The 24,758-nt window shown below is 39.3% G+C and carries 20 protein-coding genes; 16 read left to right on the top strand and 4 right to left on the bottom strand.

All coding sequences use genetic code 11. From position 1 onward, the window contains the following. The first annotated feature begins 50 nt into the window (after positions 1–50). The 5 genes from B2107_RS19185 (at position 51) to B2107_RS19165 (ending at position 7,795) form a co-directional block, all read left to right on the top strand. Positions 51–1,946, top strand: a complete 1,896-nt coding sequence (locus B2107_RS19185; protein ID WP_293957328.1) for a hypothetical protein — start codon at positions 51–53, stop codon at positions 1,944–1,946. Positions 1,947–2,064: 118 nt separating this feature from the next. Next, a complete protein-coding gene (locus B2107_RS19180; RefSeq protein ID WP_293957327.1) occupies positions 2,065–3,855 on the top strand; it encodes a TrkH family potassium uptake protein in 1,791 nt (596 codons plus the stop codon). 126 nt (positions 3,856–3,981) lie between these two features. Continuing rightward, positions 3,982–4,668: a potassium channel family protein gene (locus B2107_RS19175; RefSeq protein WP_293889222.1), complete on the top strand. Its 687-nt coding sequence runs from the start codon at positions 3,982–3,984 to the stop codon at positions 4,666–4,668. Positions 4,669–4,671: 3 nt separating this feature from the next. Continuing rightward, positions 4,672–4,992 (top strand): YbjQ family protein, encoded by a 321-nt coding sequence (locus B2107_RS19170; protein WP_209582059.1) that lies wholly within the window; start codon positions 4,672–4,674, stop codon positions 4,990–4,992. Positions 4,993–5,314: 322 nt separating this feature from the next. Further along, a complete protein-coding gene (locus tag B2107_RS19165; protein ID WP_293957326.1) occupies positions 5,315–7,795 on the top strand; it encodes a YfhO family protein in 2,481 nt (826 codons plus the stop codon). Between the two features lie 29 nt (positions 7,796–7,824). Here B2107_RS19165 and B2107_RS19160 read toward each other — a convergent pair whose 3' ends face one another. After that, complete coding sequence (locus tag B2107_RS19160; protein ID WP_293957325.1) at positions 7,825–8,421, bottom strand: ribonuclease HII; 597 nt, start codon at positions 8,419–8,421, stop codon at positions 7,825–7,827. Between the two features lie 260 nt (positions 8,422–8,681). On the opposite strand from B2107_RS19160, the gene B2107_RS19155 reads away from it, so the two are divergent. The 3 genes from B2107_RS19155 to fabD all read left to right on the top strand — a co-directional run bounded on the left by B2107_RS19155 (position 8,682) and on the right by fabD (position 14,051). Further along, positions 8,682–11,519 carry an outer membrane beta-barrel protein gene (locus B2107_RS19155; protein ID WP_293957324.1) on the top strand — a complete coding sequence of 946 codons (2,838 nt, stop codon included), beginning with the start codon at positions 8,682–8,684 and terminating at the stop codon, positions 11,517–11,519. A gap of 137 nt (positions 11,520–11,656) precedes the next feature. Then, positions 11,657–12,940: a M16 family metallopeptidase gene (locus tag B2107_RS19150; RefSeq protein WP_293957323.1), complete on the top strand. Its 1,284-nt coding sequence runs from the start codon at positions 11,657–11,659 to the stop codon at positions 12,938–12,940. 220 nt (positions 12,941–13,160) lie between these two features. Beyond that, a complete protein-coding gene (gene fabD, locus B2107_RS19145; RefSeq protein ID WP_293957322.1) occupies positions 13,161–14,051 on the top strand; it encodes an ACP S-malonyltransferase in 891 nt (296 codons plus the stop codon). 252 nt (positions 14,052–14,303) lie between these two features. Here fabD and B2107_RS19140 read toward each other — a convergent pair whose 3' ends face one another. Then, positions 14,304–15,035, bottom strand: a complete 732-nt coding sequence (locus B2107_RS19140; RefSeq protein ID WP_293957321.1) for an RDD family protein — start codon at positions 15,033–15,035, stop codon at positions 14,304–14,306. Between the two features lie 115 nt (positions 15,036–15,150). On the opposite strand from B2107_RS19140, the gene B2107_RS19135 reads away from it, so the two are divergent. From B2107_RS19135 to B2107_RS19110, 6 genes are read left to right on the top strand one after another with little or no spacing between them, the layout of a single operon-like run. After that, positions 15,151–16,113 (top strand): stage II sporulation protein M, encoded by a 963-nt coding sequence (locus B2107_RS19135; protein WP_293957320.1) that lies wholly within the window; start codon positions 15,151–15,153, stop codon positions 16,111–16,113. Next, positions 16,104–17,015 carry an ABC transporter permease gene (locus B2107_RS19130; protein ID WP_293957319.1) on the top strand — a complete coding sequence of 304 codons (912 nt, stop codon included), beginning with the start codon at positions 16,104–16,106 and terminating at the stop codon, positions 17,013–17,015. Before B2107_RS19135 ends, B2107_RS19130 begins: the two co-directional genes overlap by 10 nt. A gap of 34 nt (positions 17,016–17,049) precedes the next feature. Further along, on the top strand, positions 17,050–17,886 hold the full coding sequence (locus tag B2107_RS19125; protein ID WP_293957318.1) for a DUF4129 domain-containing protein: 837 nt from the start codon (positions 17,050–17,052) through the stop codon (positions 17,884–17,886). Then, positions 17,883–19,076: a DUF4350 domain-containing protein gene (locus B2107_RS19120; RefSeq protein ID WP_293957317.1), complete on the top strand. Its 1,194-nt coding sequence runs from the start codon at positions 17,883–17,885 to the stop codon at positions 19,074–19,076. The genes B2107_RS19125 and B2107_RS19120 overlap by 4 nt, the downstream gene beginning before the upstream one ends. Beyond that, positions 19,073–20,062 (top strand): AAA family ATPase, encoded by a 990-nt coding sequence (locus B2107_RS19115; RefSeq protein WP_293957316.1) that lies wholly within the window; start codon positions 19,073–19,075, stop codon positions 20,060–20,062. The genes B2107_RS19120 and B2107_RS19115 overlap by 4 nt, the downstream gene beginning before the upstream one ends. Beyond that, complete coding sequence (locus B2107_RS19110; RefSeq protein ID WP_293957315.1) at positions 20,062–21,390, top strand: DUF58 domain-containing protein; 1,329 nt, start codon at positions 20,062–20,064, stop codon at positions 21,388–21,390. The genes B2107_RS19115 and B2107_RS19110 overlap by 1 nt, the downstream gene beginning before the upstream one ends. On the opposite strand, the gene B2107_RS19105 is transcribed toward B2107_RS19110, so the two are convergent. Next, the gene (locus B2107_RS19105; RefSeq protein ID WP_293957314.1) at positions 21,383–21,787 is read right to left on the bottom strand and encodes a Dabb family protein; all 405 of its coding nucleotides are present in this window, start codon (positions 21,785–21,787) and stop codon (positions 21,383–21,385) included. The genes B2107_RS19110 and B2107_RS19105 overlap by 8 nt on opposite strands. Before the next feature lie 153 nt (positions 21,788–21,940). Further along, positions 21,941–23,194, bottom strand: coding sequence for a methionine adenosyltransferase (metK, locus tag B2107_RS19100; RefSeq protein ID WP_293957313.1), 1,254 nt, complete (start codon positions 23,192–23,194; stop codon positions 21,941–21,943). 305 nt (positions 23,195–23,499) lie between these two features. Between metK and B2107_RS19095 the strand changes: the two genes are divergently transcribed. Together B2107_RS19095 and B2107_RS19090 are read left to right on the top strand one after the other, a co-directional pair. Then, positions 23,500–24,378: a diacylglycerol/lipid kinase family protein gene (locus B2107_RS19095; RefSeq protein ID WP_293957312.1), complete on the top strand. Its 879-nt coding sequence runs from the start codon at positions 23,500–23,502 to the stop codon at positions 24,376–24,378. A gap of 10 nt (positions 24,379–24,388) precedes the next feature. Beyond that, entirely contained in the window at positions 24,389–24,739 is a 351-nt protein-coding gene (locus B2107_RS19090; RefSeq protein WP_293957311.1) for a translation initiation factor, read from the top strand. Positions 24,740–24,758 lie beyond the last annotated feature (19 nt).

Below are 24,758 nucleotides of genomic sequence, written 5' to 3'. Positions count from 1 at the left end.
GTTTGTTATTCAATAAAATAAAGACGAAATTACGAAGAGATTATGACTTTATGAAGCCTATTTTAAAATGGATCCTTGGTGTTATAGCATTTATCCTGTTGGTTTTGGCTGGGGGTATTTGGTATTTTAGCCACAAGTGGAAGCCACTTTTGGACACAAAACTCAAACAATTGGTGTCACAGGCAACAGACAGTCTGTATTCGATACAATACGATGATATCCATGTCAATTTAATCCTTGGAAATGTAACAATAGATAATTTGCATCTCGTTCCAGATAGTACAGTTTATAGGAAACTCGTATTGGCCCAGAAAGCACCCGACAATCGCTTTGAGGTCGCTGTAAATAGATTAAAAATAAAAAGCTTTGGCATCCGGAGGGTTCTGATGGACAAGGAGCTTTTCTTACATGATATTACAGTGGAGACGCCAAATATCCATGTGATCAATGAGGTTCATAGCTATAATGATACGGTTAGCAGCGGGCCCAAAAAGCCGCTTTATGAGAAGATAAAAGACAATCTTAAAAAAATCCAAGTGGAGGCGGTTAACCTCAATAATATTGATTTTAAATATACTCAGGTCCAAAAGGGAGTTCATCAGGATTTTGAGATTAAAAAGGTAATGGTCCGAATAGATGATGTATTGATAGATTCGACTTCCGAACAAGATAGCCAGCGGTTTTATCACAGTAAAATGGTGGATATTCAAGTACCTGGTTTTACGTATAAAACTCCGGATGGTTTTTATAAGGTGAACTTTGATCAGCTGAAAATCAATAGCAAAAGCCGGAATGTGCTGTTAACAAAAGTTGCTTATCAGCCAACATTGAATAAAGCTGCCTATTACAGGAAGAAAGGTGAAGGAGGAAGTTATATGGTGTTAAAAATGGACACCTTGCTCCTGACAGGCTTCAATTTTGCAGCGCTTTCGCGCGATAAAAAAGTTTACACAAAGCATGCGCTTGTCAAAAATGGAACACTTTCGATTTATAGTGACAAGCATTATAAAAGCGCACCGACCAGCCATATTGGACATGCTCCACACATGAAGTTGATGAAGATATCAACACGAATGGGAATTGATTCATTAATTCTCGAAAATATGGGTATTTCGTATTCCGAAATGAGCGATGAATACAGTCAGATCGGTACAATTACATTCGATCATACTTATGGGACAATATGTAATATCACAAATGACTCCACAAAACTAAAAAAGCAGAAGCTGATGCGTGCAAATCTGCACAGTAATTTTATGAATGCAGGTAGGCTAAACACCAACTTTGTATTTGATATGACTTCCAAAGTGGGCGCTTACACCTACAAGGGAACACTTGGAAAGATGGACCTACCTGTAATAAACAAGATGATTCGCCCATTGTTGAATGTTGAAGTCAAATCTGGAAATCTAAAGCAGATCAGTTTTGATATTTTTGCTAATGATTATCGGAGCAAAGGAACATTTAAAATGGATTATGACGACCTCAAGGTAAATATACTGACTGAGGTCGGCGACGACGGGCGGCGTGAAAAGAAAGGCCTGCTTTCTTTTATGATTAATCAGGTTCTGTTTAATCCCAGTAACCCTGATTTGTATGGAAAATATACGGTTGGGCATATTAATAAGCGGCGCGACCCGAATCATCCGTTTTTTAAAGCATTATGGCAGACTTTATTGGTTGGGATCAAACAATGTGTAGGTCTTGGCCCAGAACGTGAGGTCAAATTGATGAATACCGCTGGAAAGGTTGAAAAAGTCGTGAGTGGGGTGAGCAAGGCGAAAAAGATGATTTCAAGTATATTTAAAAAACATAAAACTCCTGAAGAGCTCCTGAAGGAAGAGAAGGAAGATGAGGCCAAAGCGGCTGCAAAGATTGAAGAGAAACGAAAGCGTAATCGTGAAAAAGCTGAAAAGGAACTTGAAAAAGAAGGTACAGATAATTGATTGCCCGTTTCACGTGAAAAGCTTTCGTAAGCGATGATTGAATTGAGAATTCAGTGGCTATGTTATGCATAGAAGATAGATTTGCATTTTTTGGCAGATTTGTCTAGTTTACGGTATCATGATAGATTCGATTTTAAGTTTTATCCGATTTGTTTTCAAGTACAAAAATGGTCTTGTGGACAAAATCATGTTTTATGCAAGCATGATTTGCGCTGTGATAGTCATCTTTAATGTGGGATATGTCACGGACAAAGTGCTGGGAGAGTTGCTGGGCACAATTATCCATCATCTTTTTTTTATCCTCTTTTTTATGATTGCTCTACGCGAATCGTCGGCCATTTATGCACTTCGAAAAATTGCCGTGGAGCATTATTCGGGAATAGTTATCCTCGCTTATTTTATATTTATTCTCATCGCGCGTTTTTCGGGATTTGGAGCGCTCGCAGTATTTTCCAGAGAACAATGGATCTATTTGGGAATCTATTTAATTTTCATTGCCGAACTGTCCAAAAGTACCCTTTTCTTTGATAATTTTTATTTTAATCCAACCATACTGTTTGTTATAAGTTTCCTGGTGCTAATCTTAATTGGAACAGTATTGCTGATGCTGCCAAGGACCACGGTGGAAGCTCCGCTGTCCTTCGTTGACGCATTGTTTATGGCGACGAGTGCCGTATGTATCACAGGTCTGTCCGTTGCCGACATTTCAACTAATTTTAGTATGTTCGGGCAGACAGTGGTGATTGTTCTAATACAGGTGGGCGGATTGGGCATTATGACCTTCACAGGCTTTTTTGGCTATTTTTTTTCCGGGGGATTTTCCTATAAGAACCAGTTGATGTTTGGTGAAATCTTAGGCGAAAATAAGGTTGCCTCGGTGATTAAGACATTACTGACAATGATCTTTATCACATTATTGTTTGAGTTTCTTGGTGCAATACTCATCTTCAGTACATTAGACCGTGCAAATTTTCCAAATTTGGGAAGTATGGTTTTCTTCTCTACCTTTCATTCCATATCTTCTTTCTGCAATGCTGGTTTTTCAATTCTATCAGGAGGAATTACCAATGATGCCTATAAATTTAACTACCCTTTTCAATTGGCTTTGTCCGCATTGTTTATCCTTGGCGGACTGGGCTTCGGAATTGTATTAAATTTTTACACCTATATCAAAGAGTCCATCCTGCTTTATTATCATCGCTGGGTGACAAAGAAAAGCTATAAACACAAAGCCTGGAATTTTAGTTTCAATTCTAAGTTGGTCTTAGCATGTAACGCGGTTATTATTGTAGCAGCGACTTTATTCTTTTATTTTTTGGAACATGGAAACACACTTTCTCTCGAAAAAGGGCTTGAAGGCGAATGGGCGACTTCTTTTTTTATGGCAAATGCAGCACGCTCAGCGGGATACAATAGTGTCGACCTCAGTTTTGTAACTGCTCCTACCGTCTTTATCATCATGTTTCTAATGTGGGTGGGAGCTTCTCCGGGATCGACAGGAGGTGGGGTGAAAGTAACAACAGTGGCCGTGTCACTGATGAATATTATATCGTTGGCTAAGGGAAAGGAATACATCGAGATTTTCAAAAGACGGATAGCCAATGAATCTGTTCATAAAGCATTTGCAATTATCCTGCTTTCCCTGTTTGTTGTCGGATGTAGCTGCTTCTCTTTGATTTTTACGGATCCGGATAAGAGTATGAAAGCATTACTGTTTGAGGCGCTATCGGCCTATACTACCTGTGGGTTAAGTTTAGGAATCACAGCATCATTAAGTATGGGTGGTAAATTAATTATCGCTATTACTATGCTCATTGGACGGGTGGGAATGCTAACCTTGTTGGTCGCGTTCATTAAAAATTCAAAGCGGAGAAATATTGTATTTCCGGAAGAAAAGATCTTGTTTTAATCAGACTGAAAAGCGTTTTGACGAACTTTTGATTAACTTATCCCAGCAATTAGCCTATAGGTTGAAAGGAAGCTGTATGTCGAAATATAGCTTGGAAATAACAGTAAATTTATTTTAGTTTGGGATATGAAGTATATTGTTTTAGGATTGGGGCACTTTGGACGTTCTTTGGGGGTACACCTAACTGAACTTGGCCACGAGGTGATTGGAGCCGACCGAAAGCTCAGTATCGTTGAACAGTTAAAGGACAAGATAACACACACCGTTTGTTTAGATACAACCGATAGAGAAGCGGTTTCGTCATTGCCGCTTAAAGATGCGCATGCTGTTATTGTAGCTATCGGAGAAGATGAAGGAGCATCGCTTATGACCGTAGCGCTCTTAAAGCAATTGAAAGTAAAACGGATCATTGGACGTATTGTTTCAGAGCTTCAAAAAACTGTTCTGGAGGCAATGGAAATCAACGAGTATATTATGCCCGAAGAAGAAGCCGCCGAGCGACTAGCCATGCGATTGGATAATATTGATATCGTTGATTCGTTCAAGGTTTCGGATAAATATTCTATTGTAGAAACTAAAGTGCCGGCCCGTTATGTGGGCATGACATTGCGTGAAGCGAACTTGACCAACATATACAAAGTGATTGTACTGACGACGGTCAAGATCACAGACGTAAAAAAGGATGGCGTGACAAAAGAGCAAAAAGAGGCTTCGGGAATAGCAATATCCGAAACGATGATGGAAGAAGGCGATATTTTGGTTGTTTTTGGCGAACTATCCAATATTAATAAGTTAATTCAAAAAGGAGAATAAAATATGTTATTGACAACAACAAGTACTATCGAAGGGCACCAAATTGAACGTTATCTGGGAATTGTCTCTTCCGAAGTAGTTTTAGGTGCTAATGCGATAAAAGACATGATGGCCGGATTTCGCGATTTTTTTGGTGGCAGATCCAATTCGTATGAACGCGCTTTTCAAGAGACGCGAGAAGCGGCGCTACGTGAGCTTGAAGACCGCGCGCGCGCATTGGGGGCGGATGCTGTTGTTGGCGTCCGGCTGGATTTTCAAACGGTTGGAACAGGGGGCATGATGATGGTAGGAGCGACTGGGACAGCTGTTAAAATGCGATCTTAAAATACAAAGCCCTGAATAATGTTAGGGCTTTTTAGGTATATTAAAGGAAGTCATATTGCGCATTCCGTGTTAATAGCGGGTATAAGTCGCTTTTGTTAGCAATCAATGCGATAATTATAATTGTATATAAAGCCAAATTTATCTAAGTTTGGCTTTTAAGACTTTTAAACAACCTAAGAGGATAAATGAAATCATCTTAATTTATCAGAATCACGTATAATGCGTTCATACCTACAGTGCAATATGAACGGCGAATGAACAATTATATCGTAAGTTGAATAAATTAGGTAGCTTCATCAACTTTAAAGACAAATTTATACGGATGAAAAATTGGTTTAAGGCAAATTCGGCGCATTTGATTGTTATAGCGATATTCATTGTGCTGGTATTTTTTTATTTTACTCCTGTTTGGCAAGGTAAAACACTCGCCCAGTCGGATGTGGTACAAGCACAAGCGGCGCAGAAGGAATTATTTGATTTTAAAGCAAAGGATGGACAAGCACCTTTGTGGACAAATTCCATGTTCGGGGGGATGCCGACCTATCAAATTTGGCAAGAAAATGAAAATAATATTGGTACCTATTTCTTAAAAGCCGTTAAGTTTGCCTTTCCGAGCCCAATGGATACGGTTCTGTTCTATTTGTTGGGAGCTTATTTTCTCTTTAGCGTGTTACGCATCAAGCCCTGGCTGGCTGCGGTTGGCGCTGTAGCCATTGCTTTTACATCCTACAATTTTATCTATATTGAGGCCGGGCACATCACTCGTGCAAATGCAATTGCATTTATTCCGCCTGTTATAGCCGCCGTCATTATGTGTTATCGCGGGAGTAAGTTGTGGGGACCTGTATTATTAGCCTTGTTTCTCTCCCTTGAAATTCGTGTCAATCACTTGCAAACTACCTATTATCTGTTGATGCTTCTTATGGTATATGTGATTTTTACATTCATAGATGCGCTGAAACAAAATCAACTGAGGGCATTTTTTATTGCCTCCGGGAGGCAGGTTTTGGCAGTCGTCATTGCTTTGATGGTCAATGCGTCTATTTTATTACCTACCTGGGAGTATAGTAAATTAAGTACCCGTGGGCATGCCAATATCACAAAGGTGGATAATGCCAATACCAAAGAGAAGGGACTTGATAAAGAGTATGCTTATGAGTGGAGCCAAGGAATTGGTGAGACGATTACCTTTTTGATTCCTAATGCCTATGGCGGCTCGACTGGCGGGCAGTTGAACGAGAAGTCACACGTGGCTAAATTTTTAATGGAAAAAGGAGGAATCTCGGAAGTCCAGGCGGGGCAGTTTGCAGAAGGCATGCCAACCTATTGGGGCGATAAGCGCTTTACCTCAGGGCCATGGTATTTTGGCGCTGGGATCTTTTTCCTATTTGTTTTAGGTCTCGTTATTGTCAAAGACCGGTTTAAGTGGTGGATTTTGGCAACAACCATTCTAGCATTGTTGCTTTCATTTGGAAGAAATTTTACACTCGTATCGGATCTTTTCTTTGATTACTTCCCCATGTATAATAAGTTTAGGGCGGTTGAATCCATCTTGGTTTTGGTTTCTATTACGGTGCCTATGATGGCAATTATGGCTGTCAACGAGCTGTTGATACGTGCTAAGGAAATCCCCAACTTAGATAAAAAAGTACTGTATACCTTTATCGGAGTTGGTGGGTTCTGTTTGTTGATTGCTATTATGCCCGATCTATTTTTAAACTTTAGAAATGCCGGACATAGCAATCTGATAGAGATGCTCGAGCACAATATAGGCGATAAAGCCTTTGCAACAGAATTAGCAAACCAGTTGGTACTAGACCGCAAAGATATTGCGAGCAAAGATGCCTATCGTTCCTTTTTTATCATCCTATTAACATTCGGTTTTGTATGGGTAGTTCTAAAGAAAAAGTTAAGCGAGGGGATGTTATTAGGGGCATTATTGGTGTTGTTCCTGTTTGATTTATGGAGTATTGATAAACGTTTCTTAAATGATAAATCGTTTATGGATAAAGGAACTACTGCACAACAGGTGTTCCAGCAACGTGAGGTAGATCAATTGATATTAATGGATAAAGATCTAAGTTATCGCGTACTTGATCTGACGTCTGATCCATTTTCGGATGCGCGCCCCTCTTATTTCCATAAATCACTGGGTGGATATCATGCGGCAAAATTGATGCGCTTTCAGGAAATTTTGGAAAATCAATTTAATGGGGCTCTGAATGAAGATGTTCTAGACATGTTTAACGTACGTTATTTGATTACGACAGATCCTCAGAATCAGTCCCAGCGTATTGTTAGAAGAAGTACAGCCGCAGGAAATGCATGGTTTGTGGATAAGGTGAATTTTGTAAAAGGGAATGCGGAAGAAATGCAAGCAATCAGTTCTTTTGATCCGCGTAAAGAGGCTTTCGTCAATCAACAATATCAGAATGAAATTAAGGCGAAGACTTCAAGTGCTTCAACAACTGGCCAAATCAAGCTAACGTCTTACCATCCAGATAAAATGCAATATGAATATACTGCAACAAATGATGCATTTGCTGTATTTTCGGAAGTATTTTATGATAAAGGATGGAAAGCATATGTGGATGGGAAGGAAACGCCTATCATTCGTGCCGACTATATCCTGAGAGCATTACAGTTGCCGGCAGGTCAACATAAAGTTGAATTCATCTTTGACCCAGAGTCGCACAAAATGGGTAATCTATTGACTCTGATCTCCTCCTTCATTCTGGTTGCAGGAATAGGAGCAGCGGTTTATCTCACCTTTAAACGAAATCAAAAGGAAACAGCGGTTTAAAGCTGTTCCTTTTTACGCATGTTAGAGCTTTAGAATAATTTGAGCTGTGGATCTGTTATTCTAAAGCTCTTTCTATGATGTGGTGTAGAGCCGTGTGCCAATACAGCTGTTCTGTGCTTAATTGTAGGATACCCTTTGTTATTGAGCCAGTCGTAATCTGGATAAGCTAATGCGATGTTGTTCATATACTCATCGCGATAAGTTTTGGCCAGAATTGAAGCTGCTGCGATGGATAGGTACTTGCCATCTCCCTTGACAATACAAGTATGCGGAATTTGCTGATAAGGAATAAACCTATTGCCATCGACAATGATATACTCCGCTTTTGTCTTCAAGAGATCAAGAGCCTTGTGCATGGCTAAGTAGCTCGCATTGTGAATATTTATGCGATCGATCTCTTCAGCAGAGACACTGGCAACTGCATAAGCAAGGGCTTCACGTTCAATAATTGGCCGTAGCGCCATTCTTTTTTTCTCGCTTAGTTGTTTGGAATCATTAAGTAGCTCGTGATGATAGTCTGTCGGAAAAATTACCGCGGCAGCGAAAACAGGTCCTGCCAAACAACCCCGACCCGCTTCGTCACAGCCAGCCTCTATGCACTCTTCCTGATAATATGATAATAGCATGTTCCGTCTTTAAAATAGCCGAAAGTACAAATAATTTTAGAGTTATCTATTGTAACTTCTGTGTGAAGATCGTCCATTTACATTAATTAACACTAATAATCCTTTTTTTTGTAAGAGTTTGGAGTATCAAACTATGAATTGGAATAATTTCAATCATACAATTAAGGGTTGTTTCTTTTTGGATCATATTGGTTCATAAACTTAGACAATAGTTTTAGAATCAAAAGGTTATCAATTATAGCAATATAAAAATACGTATTATGAGAGGCTATATGCTTTTTTTGTTTAGTATGCTGATGGGGTGGACTGTTTACGGCCAGACGAAAAGTGTACAAGGTATGTTGAAAGACGACAAGAATCGAATTGTCGCAGGTGCAACGGTGAAGTTGACATCGAGGTTAGATTCCATGACTACAGGGTCGAATATGGCGGGGATCTTTATCTTTGATAAAGTTAAAGCTGATACGTTTAAAATCACGGTTTCCATCCTTGGATTCGAACGTTTTGAGCAAGAATTTACAGTTCCTAAAGGTGAATCAAAGCACATTATTCCAAGTTTAACGCTACAACAGAACTCGCAGATGCTGGAGGAAGTGGTGATTGATGGAGTCCCTACAGTTGTTGTCAAAAGTGATACCCTAGAATATACGATGAAAGATCTAAAGCTCCGCGATGGGGCTGTCGCCGAGGATGCTTTGAAGAAGTTACAAGGGGTCGAAGTCGATAAAGATGGTAATGTCACAGCACAGGGTGAATCCGTCAAGCGCGTTCGTATTAATGGAAAGGACTTTTTTGGTGGGGATGTTAAGACTGCAACGCAGAATTTGCCGGCCAATATTATTCAAAAAATGCAGGTCATCGACGATTATGGTGATATGGCGAATGTGACCGGTAATAAAACGGGTGATTCTGAAAAGGTATTGAATATCCAAATTGACCCGAAATATAATACAGGTCATATGACCACACTTCGGGCGGGTGTGGGGACAGAAGATCGCTATCAGGCTACGGGGATGTGGATGGGTATGCGCGAAGGCGAACAAATTTCTGTATTGGGAAATTTAAATAATACCAATGCCCCATTATTTGATTTTAGTACTGTAGGTGGCGGTGCGCGTCGTGGCCAAGGTGGTGGCGGTCGCCGCGGTGGTGGTATGTTTGGCGGTTCGGACGGTTTGACTAAAATTGGCTCCATAGGACTGAATTACCGTAAAGACTTTAGTGATAAACTGACAGTTTACGGTAGCTATAGTTTTAGCCATAGCAATAATACCACGCTATCTCAACGTTTTCAGGAAAATACATTGCCAAATATTATGCAGACGGACAGTGTAACATCCAATTCGAATACCATTGGCGATAGCCATCGTTTTGAAGCTAACGTCGAATGGAAGCCAACTACAAAAGATTATATCAAAATTTCACCCCAGTTTGGATATGATAATAGCGATGTAACGACAGGTACCAATTCGCTTACTTACCGTAGTGGAGCATTCAATAATTCGCAGGTTCAAGATGTTTTTACCAATTCCAGTGCACCGAGATTCGGTATTAGTGGATTGTACAACCATAAGTTCAACGATAAGGGGCGTAATGTGTTTGTAAACATGAACTTTAACAATGCAAAAACAACGAAAGATCAAAATGCAATTTTAGATAGGCTATTGGCTGATCCCAACAATGCAAATGCTCCTTTAGATTCAATTTATGAAAAAACGATCCTGAAAGCAAATAATAAAAGTTGGAATGGCGGGGCTTCGGTGAATTATACTGAACCTGTTTCTGAGAAGGGAAAAGTGGAATTTACCTATGATTTCAACAAAAATAAGTATGACAATTCGAACAAACAAAAAGGGTTTGATCGCGATGGAAACCTTATTGCAGAAGATCCCAAGTTGAATTTTGATTATAATTATGATTATTCCTTCACAACACATAAAATCGGAGCAAACTATTTGTATAGTGGTGATAAAATAACCTATTCCATTGGTGCTGCAGCTCAACCTTCTCAATTGAGAGGTGATGCCATCAGCTCGGGATTAGTCGTTCCAATTCGTCGAAATAACATGAACTGGATGCCTATTGCGCGATTTGAGTATAAGTTTTCTAGGCAATCGAATATTACCATCAATTATTCCGGAACACCTAACGAGCCTTCGGTCACCCAGATCTTGCCGTTTGATATGAGTACCAACCGGACCAGTATCGTAATAGGTAATGCAAATTTGAATCCGGAGTTCAGCCATCAATTGAACGTCAGATTTCGTAAGAATGACTTTCAAAAAGGAAACAATTTCTTCGCTTTTGTTAATGCTGGGCTGACCAACAATAAGATTGTAAGTTTGAGCAAAAGCTATTTTGATGATTTAATCGATTATCAAACAGGTCAGACAAACTCAACTTTAGTTTCCGAAACCCGTTATCTTAATGAAACAAGCGATAAACCATTTAATGTGAATTCTTTTTACCACTATGGGAAATCCTTAAAGGAAAAAACATATAATATTATGTTGATGGGGGGAATATCCTATAACAAAAATATTGGATATGTATCTACGGAGAAAGATGATGACATCGGTCAAAAGAATGTTGCACGCAATATCGTGTTGAATCAAGGGTTGATGTTTAGATATAACCCGTCGGAGAATCTGGAAATTAATCCAGGCGTTCGTTATCAATTTAACCATACAGAAAACTCAGTGACAAATCGTAATACGAATGTTTCGTCCTGGACGCCAACCTTAATCGGGTCGGTTAATATTACAAAAAATACGATTTTCGGAGCAGATCTATCCAAACAATTCAATAGTGGGTATGGGGCTGGTATCAGTGCAAATCCTTTTGTCATAAATACGTACCTGGAACAGAAATTCTTAAGTCAGCAACGCGGGACTGTACGTCTACAGGCATTTGACTTGTTAAATCAGCAAACGAATGTCTCCCGGACCTTCAGTGAATCGATGATTACTGATAGCCGTACAAACCGTTTAGGACGATATTTTATGATTTTATTTACCTACAAATTCCAAAAATTCGCGATGGGTAATCCTGAAGGAGAGAACAGATTGCCAGGTGGAATGAGACCTCCGCGTATGTAATCTGATTGCTATAAGATATAAAAACGGTCATAGTGATTTCGCTATGACCGTTTTGCATTTAAAAATGCCTAGTTTTGTGACGACTTCATGCCCCATACGATTTGAAGATTGAGCAAAGTGGCAAAAATATCGTAAACATGGAGCGCACAAAAAGAGATAAACTAAAAGAAGCTACAGCAAGTTTGTACTGCATGGAATACGAAATTATTAGACTTTCAAACGGAATACGCGTAGTATTTCAATATCAAAATTTACCGGTTACACATGTCTGCATGGTCATCAATGCGGGGTCTCGGGACGAGGCTGTTGGGAAATATGGTGTAGCCCATTTTATCGAACATCTTTTATTTAAGCGTACTGAGAGACGCTCTACACAACAGATTATAAATCATTTGGAATCCGTAGGTGGAGATCTAAACGCCTATACGACGAAGGAGTATACCTGTGTACATGCCTCTATTCTTAAGCCTTATTTAAATCGTGCGTTAGATCTTTTTGAAGATATCTTCTTTCATTCCACTTTCCCTGACATAGAATTGGATAAAGAAAAATCTGTCATTGTAGATGAAATGGCATCTTATCTGGATAGCCCGGAAGAGTCTATTGTGGACGATTTTGAAGATTTGGTTTTTCAGGGATCGGGTTTAGGGCATAATATTTTGGGTCTGGAAGATCAGCTTCTTGCACTGCAAAAGTGTGATATTGTCGATTTCATGCAGGCAAATTATGATACTAATGAAATGGTCATTGGTATCACGGGCAATTATACGCTAAAAGAAGTTGAGCGATTGTTGCACAAAGTATTTGTGACCGTGCCTTCAAATACGATAGCACGTCTCCGCAATGACGTCAGACCGCTTGTTGAACAGCATGTTGCCGTAGGCAAGCCAATCAATCAGGTGCATTATATGCTGGGTTCTTTAGCTTATAGTTATCGAGATGACCGTAAGACGGGGCTACTGCTTTTAAATAATATGCTTGGTGGAATGGGGATGGGGTCTATCTTGAATCTCTCCATACGGGAGAAATACGGAATAGCCTATACCATTGAATCTAATTATACTATTTTTTCGGATACAGGATTATTTAGTATTTACCTCGGTACTGATGAAGAAAAAGTTGAAAAAGCTAAAAAACTCGTCTTTAAAGAACTTGCGAAGCTGAGCGAGCAACCGCTATCTGAAACTGCAGTAAAAAAGGCGAAGCAGAAATTTATTGGGCAGATTGCTTTGACTGAAGAGAATCGTATGAGTATGATTATCTCTGCCGCGAAAAACGTAATGGACTATGATCGTGTCATCTTATTGGACGAAGTAATTGAAAAAATTCAGGATTTGACGAATACAGGGCTGCTGGAAATAGCACAAGATGTATTTGACCCGAAGAAGATGTTGTCGCTAAGTTTTGTTCCCGAAGACTGAATTTAAGGACCGATTTAGACCCTTCAGAGGAGATAAATAATATGAGACCGATGGTCCTACAATAGGAATAATAGCTGGCTGACATGAATTTATATTGCATATAAAAAGCAATTTATCTAAGTTTGCGCTTACGGGAATCCGTTCTTCTCAACCATTGACTGCCGAAGGCAGATTCAATACCTATGGTAGCAGACAAATAAATGAATAAAAAATATAAGGGATGAAAACAGCATATGTATTTCCTGGTCAAGGGGCCCAATTTGTTGGAATGGGGCAGGACCTGTATAATTTAAATGATGAAACGAAAGCCTTGTTCGAACAGGCTAACGATATTTTAGGATTCCGCATCACGGATATCATGTTTTCCGGTACAGATGAGGAATTGAAACAAACGAAAGTAACCCAACCTGCTATTTTCTTGCATTCGGTTATTTTGGCGAAAGCCTTGGGAGAGTCTTTTCAGCCGGACATGGTTGCAGGTCACTCGTTAGGTGAGTTTTCGGCTTTGGTAGCGGCCGGTGCATTGAGCTTTGAAGATGGCTTGAAATTGGTTGCACAACGTGCTAATGCGATGCAAAAAGCATGTGAGCTTCAACCATCAACGATGGCTGCGATATTAGGACTGGAAGATGCTATAGTGGAAGATATCTGTGCTCAGGTTGATGAAGTTGTTGTGGCTGCAAATTATAACTGCCCTGGACAACTGGTTATTTCGGGATCTATCGAAGGTGTGGATAAGGCTTGTGCTTTGTTGACCGAGGCTGGTGCTAAACGGGCATTAAAACTAAACGTAGGTGGTGCATTCCACTCACCATTGATGGAATCAGCTAAAGTCGAATTGCAAGCAGCTATTGAAGCGGTAGAGGTGCTTTCGCCTAGCTGTCCGATTTATCAAAATATTGATGCTAAACCACAGACAGATCCAGTTGTTATCAAGCAAAATCTGATCGCACAGCTAACGGGACCTGTTCGATGGACACAAACGGTACAAAATATGCTGGCTGATGGTGCGACGGCATTTGTTGAAGTTGGTCCAGGTAATGTATTACAAGGATTGGTCAAAAAAGTCGATCGTCAGGCACAAACTTCTGCGGCTTCAGTAACGGGCTAAGGATAAAATCCGATAAAAAAGGTCGTATGATCCATTCGCGGTCGGAAGAAAAATCTTCCGACTTTTTTTGTGCCAGTAACAAGATAAAGTAAGAGTTTTTATTTTGATAGTGACGTATCAAATTGATACCTCTTTCGGCCTTTGTTCGGAGATTGTTCGGTCGCAACCGAACAATCTCCGTTGTATATACGTATGATGTACGTTAAAGAACCGGGCGAAAGGGCGAAGTTGGTAAGCGGGAAGTCTTTAGGGTTATTTATCTTTAAACATCGTATAATGATCTTTCATCACCTGTAAGACAAAATCATTGGGAGTCATTACTTCAGGGTGTTTAACGTCCATGACTTTTTCCAGGCGTTGAACTAAAGCCGTTAAAATTCCCACATCTCTTCTGTCAAAAGCTGTCTGATAAATCTCTTTAATCGAGTTGGCATCTTTGTCACTCAATTTAATTACTTGAGGAAATAGAATGGGGTGATTATCGAATGTTTCCTCATAGATAGTGTCGCTCAATTTTAAGGCTGGTTTTAGACTAATAACAGACGTTTCTCCGGCAATATCCCCAATGCGTTGCCCGTTTTTGGATAAAACTATAGCGGTAATTGCAACCCCGCCCATCGTCATCCAGATATCGATAATAGACAAGCTCCATCTAGACAAGTACTGATAAAAATTGGCCCGGGAGCCGTCGAGTTTGACAACTTTTATTTTCATTATTTTCTTTCCAACCGTTTGGCCGCCAAAAGCTGTTTCGGTAATCAATGTATAAAAAAAAGCCGGTAGAGTCAGTGCCATCATGATCCCATAAAACAGATAGGGGTCATTACTGGTGATATTTAAAGTGTCCAAGAGGAAAAAGCAAAAGAAATAATAGCAGACTATAATGAAATAATCTATTGCAAAGGCTATCATTCTTGAGCCAAGGCTGGCAAGATTATATTCGATTTTTACATTTTGCGCTGTATTTATCTCAAGCTTATTCATCTGTAAATGATTTGGATTTAGTGGCAATATAGAATATATAAGTCAATTTCGCAGTTATTTGTGCTTTTCAATGACGGATATTTCCTATATTTGGTTGAGCCAGTTAAAAAAATTAATGAGAGAAGCATCATTTGTAGAACGAAATAAAGAAAAATGGACGTTAATTGAAAATAATTTGTCAATTAATACAGCAGTTGATCCTGATGAGCTGGCTTCAAATTATATTGAGCTGACCAATGATCTGGCTTATGCGCAAACTTTCTATCCTGAAAGTAAAGTAAAAACTTACTTAAATGAATTGGCGGTGACTGTCCATCAAAAGATTTATAAAGATCAAAAAGCTTCCAATAATAAATTTAAATCTTTTATCACCGACGAGATACCGCAAGCAATTTGGTCTATCCGTAGACCGTTGTTATACTCCTTCTTAATTTTTGTTTTGGCTTCCGTTATCGGCTTTTTGTCCGCTATGTATGATATCGATTTTATTCGGCTTATTTTAGGGGACTATTATGTCGATTCAACGATAGAAAGTATAAAAGCCGGAGATCCTGCTGCGGTATATGGAAAGGGTAGTAACTTTGGATCTGCAATTTGGATTACGATAAATAATGTGCGGGTTGCTTTTATGGCTTTTGCTGCCGGACTATTTTTTAGTGTTGGGACGGGGTATGTCTTGTTTAGCAATGGTATTATGCTAGGTGCATTTCATCATATGTTTTTTCAATATGGCGTTATGGGGAAGGCTATGTCCGCAATCTGGATTCATGGTACCATCGAGATCTCGGTAATTATTGTGGCCGGGGGTTGCGGATTAGCAATCGGTAATAGCATCTTATTTCCAAAATCTTTCACGCGTTTAACATCTTTTGTCCGTACGGCAAAGATTGCGATGAAAGTGTTGGTCAGCACGATTCCTTTTTTTATTATTGCGGGTACATTGGAAGGCTTTGTAACAAGATATTATAATGTGTCAATTTGGTTATGTTTATTGATCATCATTTTATCCTCAATAGCCATTCTTTATTTTTATGTTATTAATCCGTATCGACTAGCAAAACGATTTCGATGGAAATAGACTTTGAATTTCAAAAAGAACGGAAGGTAGGGGACTTTGTGCAAAGTTTTATAGATCTTTTTAAATTGATCTATAGGCATTTTGTATCTACTATTTTTGGTTTATCTGCTGTTCCCCTAGCCGGGATTGCCTTGGTTTATTATTTTCTGTCTACAAAAATTACGTTCTCTGCTAATAGTGATTCTTTTGAAGACATCGATGCTCTTACTTGGGCCGGTTTACTTATTGTGGCGCTGATCGCCTTGGGACTGTACGTTTACGGTATTTCTATCGAATATTTTGTACTGCTTAAGGAGCGCAAGAGTACAGCATTTTCGGGTGTGGACGTACTGAAGAATTTTAGATCAAACCTTGGGAAATACTTTATGTTTTTGATTGCCATGGTCTTGGCGTTAATTGTCGTCTTTATTCCCTTGGCCATCGTAGCTGCGATTTGTGCATTTATCCCTTTTGTCGGAAGTTTTGCTATCGGAATATTGGCGTCCATGGTTGGTATTTGGTTGTTTTGCTCATTTTTATTCTATCGCGAAGGCTATTCGGATCTCGGAAGTTGTTTTACAGATGCCTATGTAATGCTAAGCAAAAAATTGATTCAGTATGGTATTGCTACCTATATCGTAAATTTTATTTTCCAAATGGCTGTGATGATGATTTCTATTGTACCATTGGTTATCATGGGGTTACTGTCATTCAACTTCCTCGGAATAGATGCTGCTTTTTTTGACTCATCCTGGGGAAAACTGCTGATGACATTGGGCGGTTTATTTATCACATTATTTACGTTGTTTCTTTATATGTCAGGAGTTTTGGCCAACGGTATTATTTATGAAACAGCAAAGGATCTCAAATTTGGAGAACGGATTTATGGTATGATTGAAGAAATAGGAGGAAAAAGTGAATAAACTCTTGTCTTTTTTGTGCATTGCCGGTTTGTCAATGACGTTTGCTTGTGATCCGAAACCAGAGACCGTAGATTCCGACAGCAAAAGTGCGGATTCGCTCTATGTACAAAGAGATTCTACCTTAGTGACAGACGATTCTGTCGCTATTGACTCGATAATTTTAAAAGCACCAAATGGCCAGCAGGAAAAAGATGAAATTGACCTGTGGGATCCCACATTATTTGATTCAATCCCAAAATATACCAAAGAACGTTCATTTAAAATGGATCCTTATCAGGATATCATCAAAAGATACGAGACGGATGATTTTGTTTATTCAGAAAATATTAAAGATCGCGTAGGCGTATTACAGCGCATCCTTGCGCGGCTCGCGGATTGGATTGGAAGTATCATGCCAGATAATCCCTATAAATTTCGGGAAGAGTTCGGTTATGTATTTGCTTTTTTAGCTGTTATTGCATTGGCGTTTATCCTTTATAAAGTGCTCTACAACAGAAAACAATATTTTATTAAACATCGTGAAGAGGAGAGTGAACTTGACGTTTTAGCGTATGTAGAGCGAAATCTGATGAATAGCAACCTAGAACCTTATATTCAGGAGGCTATTGCCCAAAGGAATTATGCGTTGGGGATCCGATACTTACAGCTATTGAATATCCAGAAACTAGCGCAATCAGATCATATAAAATGGAAGCTGAGCAAAACAAATGCTGAATTTGCAGAAGAGATTCAAAACGAGGAGCTCCGTCGTGGATTTGCTGAATGTACAAGAATATTTGATTATGTCTGGTTTGGTCAATTTGAATTAACAGAGGACAATTTTGCCCAATACCAGCAATTGTTTACCCAATATCAAAATCAAATTAAATGAAGGGATCGGTAAAATTTGGACTGATATTATTGGCTGTTGTTTTAGTGCTCATTGCGCTTATCGATGCCACAAGTAAGAAGCCAATTATCTGGGATCGGACCTTTGATGCAAAAGATAAAAATCCCTTTGGAGCGTATGTATTGCGTCAAGAGCTGAAGCATATCATTGATCAAAAGAATACAACGATTGAGCGACCATTGTATGAGTATCTGGATAGCACAAAGAAAACAGACGTTAACCTGTTTTTTTACACCTCCTATTTTTCAATGGGTGAAGCCGCGGAAGATAAATTACTGGATTATGTAAACCGGGGTGGGAAAGCAATGATTGTAGCCGAGGATATTGATAATTACCTATTGGATTCCCTGGGTTTGGAAGCAGATAATTTCTATGGTTTTAAAAAACGTGTAAATATAAAAAGTCAGTTGCGCGTTCGGCTGATGAATGATAACAATAAAATTCATTACGGCAAATCGGAGCTTGGTGAAGTATTTAAAAAACTTCCAAAAAATGCAACTATTTTAGGTGCGATCACCTATAAAGAATTTGCACTACCTAACTTCGTGGCGATTCAATTTGGCAAAGGAACCATTTATCTGCACCTGACCCCCGATTTATTTGGGAACTATTATTTGCTGAATTCTGCTTCGCAGTATGCTTATGTTGCGAAATCTTTATCTTATTTAAATGATAAACCGCTCGCGTGGTATGATTTTAAAGCAAATATGGATCAGTATCGTACGCCTTTGCGTGTATTGCTGATGAATGATGGTCTTCGGCAAGCTTGGTACGTTTTGTTAGCGGGACTGGTGCTTTTACTCGTTTTTAGAAGTAGACGCGAACAGCGTGCGGTGGCGGTCGTGGCGCCAGAGCCGAATCTCTCGAAAGAATTCTGTGAGACGATAGCTACCTTATATTATGAAAATGGTGCGCCAGGAAACATGGTAGCCAAAAAAATAGATTACTTTCTTCACGACCTTCGGAGTCGTTTTCATGTGGACACACTAACCTTGCGGGAAAATGAGTTCAGTGAAGAATTGGCTGAACGGTCTGGCGTTTTTCTTGCGGAGACACAGGTTTTGGTCAGGTTGATTGTTCGTATGCAGGATGCGAAAGAGCATGACTTGGCTGATCTTAAATTGGTTAATGATACTATAGAAGAGTTTAAACATAAAGCAAAAATGATATGAGTGATTTTGATAAATATATATCTTTTGAAAACCGAATTGATGTATCGGTTTTGTCTGATAAAATGGCTCAGGTAAAGGCAGAAGTTAAAAAAGTAATCGTTGGGCAGGATCAATTGATCGATATGCTCTTGATTTCCATCTTAGCGTCGGGACATTCCCTGATTGAAGGATTGCCAGGGGTTGCAAAAACATTATCTGCAAAATTGATCGCCAAAACCATCAATAGCGAATTCAAACGTATTCAATTTACACCAGATCTAATGCCTTCAGATGTAACGGGATCCTCGATATTGGATCTGAAAAGCAATGAATTTGTGTTTCGCAAGGGCCCCATTTTTGCAAACATCGTGTTAATCGATGAAATTAACCGGGCTCCGGCAAAAACGCAGGCCGCGCTTTTTGAAAGCATGGCCGAGCAGCAGGCATCAGTTGATGGAACTACTTATCGATTACCCGCTCCATTTGTTGTTTTTGCGACGCAAAATCCGATCGAACACGAAGGAACTTATCGCCTGCCAGAAGCTCAGCTCGATCGTTTCTTGTTTAAGATCAATGTGGATTATCCTGAACTTGAACAGGAACTGGAAATATTAAAGGAGCATCATGCTCAAAAGGCACTCAATAAAGAGAATCAGGTTCAGGCAGTAGTTTCCGCAGCTGAAATTTTGGGGTTCCAAAAATTGATCAAGTCTATTTTTGTTCATGAGGAGTTGTTAACTTACATTGCTCAAGTTATTATAAAGACAAGAACGAATCCAAGTTTGACACTCGGAGCGTCCCCTAGAGCTTCTATTGCTTTACTGGAATCAGCCAAAGCTTCAGCAGCAGTCAGCGGTAGAGATTTTGTTACTCCTGAGGATATTAGGAGGGTAGCATCGGCCGTGTTAGGACATCGGGTTATGTTGACGCCAGAAAGAGAAATGGAAGGGTTTACTACCGCCTATGTCATCGACCAAATCATTAATTCTGTTGAAATTCCAAGATAATGAAGAAATTAAGTCAGCTCTTTCTAACAAATCAATTTTTCTACTCGCTATTAAGTATAGCAACCCTCTTTACATGGTCTTTTTTTGTTAAGGGGTTGTTGGTTGTAGCATGGATTGTTTTTTGGATATGGCTGGCGATTTTGGTCTTTGATTTTATAGTCTTATTTTCTGGAAAGGGGAAAATAGAAATCACTAGGGTATATCCTGAAAAGCTCTCCAACGGAGATGAGAACCCAATGAGACTGATTGTGCGTTCTTTTTATCCATTTAGTACGAAAGTGGAGATTTTGGAGGAGTTTCCTGTTCAGCTTCAAATTCGCGATAAGGACTTTATGGCCCATCTACCGCGCTTTCAGCAATCGGAGATATCATTTTCGCTGCGGCCGACCCAGCGGGGGATCTATACCTTTGGACGTTGTATGGCACTCGTGATGCGTCTTGGATTTTTCAAAAGAAGGTTTGTTACTAATCAAGAACAGGAAATACCTTGTTACCCATCTTATATACAATTAAGGAAATATCAGCTTTTGGCAACAAGTAATAGACTGAATGAACTCGGGATAAAACGTATTCGACGGATTGGTTCGGCCATGGAATTTGATCATGTTCGCGATTATGTTCAGGGCGATGACTACCGTCACATGAATTGGAAAGCATCTGCGAAAGTAAAAAAGTTGATGGTCAACCAATATGAGGAAGAGAGGTCGCAGCCAATCTATTCCTTTATCGATTTAGGGAGGGCGATGCGTATGCCTTTCAACGGCCTGAGCTTATTAGATTACGCTATCAATGCTTCGTTGGTTCTTTCAAATGCAACAATATTAAAGCAGGATCGTGCTGGCTTATTAACCTTTTCAAAGGATATCAATGCATTTATACCTGCTGAGAAAAGAAATAATCAGATGCTTAAAATTTCAGAGTCACTCTACCAGGTATCGACTAAATTTGAAGAATCGGAATTTGGAAAACTGTATAGTTATGCCAATGCGCATATCAACAAGCGTTCACTAGTTTTTCTTTACACCAATTTTGAGACCTTAGATTCCCTTAAACGTCAGATAAATTACCTGACTATGCTGAATAGAAGTCATATAATTGTAGTCGTCGTATTTAAAAATGTGGAGGTTGAGGATCTAGCTAAAAGTGTACCCAGAAAGACGATAGATATCTATAATCAAATCATTGCTGAGAAGTTTATCTATGAGAAGCAGCTTATTGTACAGGAGCTTATCCGTCATGGATTTCAGACTATTTATACTGCGCCGGAAAATTTAACCATCAATTCCATCAATAAATACCTTGAAATTAAGGCACGAGGCCTTATTTAATGATCGAGGTGTCTTTGACCATAACTTTCGTCCAGAGATGCTGGTATTTTTCAATTGCTTTTAAATGGATTGGATGTGTCTCATAGTTTGTTATATCTTTAAGATCTTTAAATGTAACAATCAACGTGTAGTCAAAACTATTGTCTACGACAGGTCTCGGGTTTGTTTGAGCAGGTACGCCATAATGAAGTGTTTTGATGACGTCGATTTTCCGAAGTTCCTCAAAAAACTGGGTAAAATTCATTTTATCCTTTTCACTGATATCTTTCTTAAGCCAGAAATTAACCACGTGGACGATGGTATTGGTCTGAATATCTTGGCTCGCGCGAACTGGATGGGCCCATGTTGGGGCAGTCATAAGCACCATAGGTGCCAGAAGAAAATTGCGTCTTTTCATGATTGAAACGGTTTAGAACTATGAAGATACAAAACGTTCCTGATTTCACCAGTATCAATTGTGAGGAAATCGCAAATGGACTTTTTTGTTAGTGAAAATTAGGCAAGTTCATTAAAATACAACGNNCGTTGTATTTTAATGAACTTGGTGTTCTTATAGACCAAATTCTGCTTTTACCTTCTCGATATAATCCAGTTTTTCCCAAGTAAATAGTTCAACTTCAACCTGCTTTTTCTCGCCTGTTGAGCTTTCAAATTCTTTTATTACTTTTTTTGGTGTTCTTCCCATGTGTCCATAAGCTGCTGTTTCCGAGTAAATGGGGTTCCTCAGTCCCAAACGCGTTTCAATTCCGTATGGAGTCATGTCAAATAAATGGGTAATTTTTTCAGCAATTTGACCATCGGTTAAATTTACTTTGCTCGTTCCATACGTGTTTACATAGATTCCCATCGGATCTTTTACACCAATCGCATAAGAAATTTGTACAAGAATTTCATCGGCTACACCTGCTGCCACTAAGTTTTTGGCAATATGGCGTGTCGCATACGCCGCAGACCGGTCCACTTTAGACGGATCTTTTCCAGAGAAAGCACCGCCACCATGTGCACCTCTACCACCGTAGGTGTCCACAATTATTTTTCGGCCCGTAAGACCGGTGTCTCCATGAGGCCCGCCGATTACAAATTTTCCAGTAGGATTGATATGAAACTTAATTTCATCGTTAAATAACAATTGAAGTTCTGGCTTTAATTGTGCTTTAACACGAGGAATCAAAATAGTTTTGATGTCGTGTGTAATTTTGTCCAACATCGCTTGTTCGGTATCAAAGTCATCATGTTGCGTTGAGATGACAATGGCGTCAATCCTTTTGGGTTTGTGATCATCGCTATACTCAAGGGTAACCTGAGATTTTGCGTCCGGGCGCAAATACTTAATTTCGTTATTTTCGCGACGTAGCTCGGCCAATTCATAAAGTAAGCGATGAGATAGGTCTAATGCCAGAGGCATAAAATTTTCTGTTTCGTTATTCGCATAACCAAACATAATCCCTTGGTCACCCGCCCCTTGCTCCTGCCTTGTTTTACGGTCTACACCTTGATTAATGTCTGCAGATTGTTCGTGGATCGCCGATAATACGCCACAGGAATTCGCTTCAAACATATATTCAGATTTGGTATAGCCAATCTTTTGAATTACCGAACGTGCGATCTTCTGAACATCGAGGTATATGTTTGATTTAACTTCCCCGGCGAGGACTACTTGTCCTGTTGTTACCAACGTTTCAATAGCGACACGAGAATCCTCGTCCCATGCTAAAAAATTGTCTATTAATGCATCTGAAATTTGATCCGCAATTTTGTCTGGATGTCCTTCAGAAACAGATTCCGACGTAAATAAATAAGCCATGCTTTACCTGATTTTAAATATTGGATTTGCGCTAGAATGAATTAACAGCAAAGTGATAAGCGCCGTAATAGCGAAGGGTTTTTAGCACTTTTTTACTGTGGTTGCAATCTCCTTGTCGTTGCTTTTGTGACGCAACAGCACGCAAATCAGTCCACATTCTATTTTTTATGCGACAAAGCTACAATACTTTAAGGATTATTTAAAATCAAATCTATATTTTAATTTAAAAAGTATAGGTATATACTTTAAGATGGGTAAAGATTACATTATTTTAAGAAATTCGTAATTTCCGCTATCTTTGGGATATGTCAGAACGTAAACAAATATTGTTTGTTATTAATCCGATTTCAGGAGGAAAGCACAAGACATCCTTTAAAAAGCAGGTGTTGGATGTGCTTGATCTACAAAAATTTGATCCTACTTTTCAACAGACTGCGAGACCTAATCATGCCTATGAAATTGGTTTGAAAGCAATCGAAGAGGGTTACGATGCGGTTATAGCAGTGGGAGGCGATGGAACAATCAATGAATTGGGGTCAGCTTTGGTTGGGTCTGGAATTCCATTGGGGATTATTCCTGAGGGTTCTGGCAACGGTTTGGCGCTTTACTTGGGGGTACCTATGAATGAAGCTGCTGCTATCCGCCGGATTAATCGTTTTGAATCAATTGAGGTGGACTGTGGTGTTATCAATGAAAGGAGATTTTTTAATATTGCTGGTTTAGGGTTCGATGCGTCCGTGAGCGAAAATTTTGCTAATGAAAATATTCGTGGACCGTTGGGATACATGAAATCAGTGTTTAATGTGCTCAGTAAATATCAACCTGCACATTACAAATTGACCATCGATGGAAAAGTGTATGAAAGACAGGCTTTTATGATCAGTGTAGCGAATTCTCCCCAATATGGAAATAACGCTTATATTGCGCCTCAAGCTTCAGTCAATGATGGTATATTAGATGTCTGTATTGTGCACAAATTTCCACTCTATATTTTGCCAAAGATGATTTTTCATCTGTTTAACAAGTCGGCAGATCAATCCAGTTATGTAGAGATTATTCCCGGGAAGAATATACAGATTGAGGTGGATAAGATTTCGCCGGTACACGTCGATGGGGAACCCATCGAATTGGGAGATAAACTGGATATTTCCATTATGCCAAAAGCCTTAAAAATAATTTGCTAAAATTAAGATAATGAGTAAAAATAAAAAACAGTCTTATGAAGGGGTTGTCTATTCTACAGATGATAACTTCAATTATCAATTATCTGATTTTTTTCAGGAACAGGATACTTTACCAACGAATCAGCAAAACTTGAAAGTACAGCTTGATCGTAAAATGCGAAAAGGGAAAGTTGTTACGTTGATTACAGGTTTTGTAGGAAAAACCGAAGATCTGGAAATTTTAGGTAAATTGTTGAAACAGAAGTGTGGAGTGGGTGGAACTGTAAAGGATGGCGAGATCATCATACAGGGAGAGTTTAAACAAAAGATTTACGAGTTGTTACTTAAAGAGGGGTATCGCGTAAAATTGGTGGGTGGTTAAACAAGTATTATGGCAATAT

Origin of the sequence: Sphingobacterium sp. UBA7855 (assembly GCA_002500745.1) — a bacterium.
Lineage (GTDB): Bacteria > Bacteroidota > Bacteroidia > Sphingobacteriales > Sphingobacteriaceae > Sphingobacterium.
Note: the sequence above shows the minus strand (reverse complement) of the source record. Positions and strands in the feature narration are given on the sequence as shown.

What these genes read in the sequence shown, in the direction of transcription:
- B2107_RS19185 (WP_293957328.1), top strand. Translation starts at nt 51, where the DNA reads ATGAAGCCTATTTTAAAATGGATCCTTGGTGTTATAGCATTTATCCTG.
- B2107_RS19180 (WP_293957327.1), top strand. Translation starts at nt 2,065, where the DNA reads ATGATAGATTCGATTTTAAGTTTTATCCGATTTGTTTTCAAGTACAAA.
- B2107_RS19175 (WP_293889222.1), top strand. Translation starts at nt 3,982, where the DNA reads ATGAAGTATATTGTTTTAGGATTGGGGCACTTTGGACGTTCTTTGGGG.
- B2107_RS19170 (WP_209582059.1), top strand. Translation starts at nt 4,672, where the DNA reads ATGTTATTGACAACAACAAGTACTATCGAAGGGCACCAAATTGAACGT.
- B2107_RS19165 (WP_293957326.1), top strand. Translation starts at nt 5,315, where the DNA reads ATGAAAAATTGGTTTAAGGCAAATTCGGCGCATTTGATTGTTATAGCG.
- B2107_RS19160 (WP_293957325.1), bottom strand. Translation starts at nt 8,421, where the DNA reads ATGCTATTATCATATTATCAGGAAGAGTGCATAGAGGCTGGCTGTGAC.
- B2107_RS19155 (WP_293957324.1), top strand. Translation starts at nt 8,682, where the DNA reads ATGAGAGGCTATATGCTTTTTTTGTTTAGTATGCTGATGGGGTGGACT.
- B2107_RS19150 (WP_293957323.1), top strand. Translation starts at nt 11,657, where the DNA reads ATGGAGCGCACAAAAAGAGATAAACTAAAAGAAGCTACAGCAAGTTTG.
- fabD (WP_293957322.1), top strand. Translation starts at nt 13,161, where the DNA reads ATGAAAACAGCATATGTATTTCCTGGTCAAGGGGCCCAATTTGTTGGA.
- B2107_RS19140 (WP_293957321.1), bottom strand. Translation starts at nt 15,035, where the DNA reads ATGAATAAGCTTGAGATAAATACAGCGCAAAATGTAAAAATCGAATAT.
- B2107_RS19135 (WP_293957320.1), top strand. Translation starts at nt 15,151, where the DNA reads ATGAGAGAAGCATCATTTGTAGAACGAAATAAAGAAAAATGGACGTTA.
- B2107_RS19130 (WP_293957319.1), top strand. Translation starts at nt 16,104, where the DNA reads ATGGAAATAGACTTTGAATTTCAAAAAGAACGGAAGGTAGGGGACTTT.
- B2107_RS19125 (WP_293957318.1), top strand. Translation starts at nt 17,050, where the DNA reads ATGACGTTTGCTTGTGATCCGAAACCAGAGACCGTAGATTCCGACAGC.
- B2107_RS19120 (WP_293957317.1), top strand. Translation starts at nt 17,883, where the DNA reads ATGAAGGGATCGGTAAAATTTGGACTGATATTATTGGCTGTTGTTTTA.
- B2107_RS19115 (WP_293957316.1), top strand. Translation starts at nt 19,073, where the DNA reads ATGAGTGATTTTGATAAATATATATCTTTTGAAAACCGAATTGATGTA.
- B2107_RS19110 (WP_293957315.1), top strand. Translation starts at nt 20,062, where the DNA reads ATGAAGAAATTAAGTCAGCTCTTTCTAACAAATCAATTTTTCTACTCG.
- B2107_RS19105 (WP_293957314.1), bottom strand. Translation starts at nt 21,787, where the DNA reads ATGAAAAGACGCAATTTTCTTCTGGCACCTATGGTGCTTATGACTGCC.
- metK (WP_293957313.1), bottom strand. Translation starts at nt 23,194, where the DNA reads ATGGCTTATTTATTTACGTCGGAATCTGTTTCTGAAGGACATCCAGAC.
- B2107_RS19095 (WP_293957312.1), top strand. Translation starts at nt 23,500, where the DNA reads ATGTCAGAACGTAAACAAATATTGTTTGTTATTAATCCGATTTCAGGA.
- B2107_RS19090 (WP_293957311.1), top strand. Translation starts at nt 24,389, where the DNA reads ATGAGTAAAAATAAAAAACAGTCTTATGAAGGGGTTGTCTATTCTACA.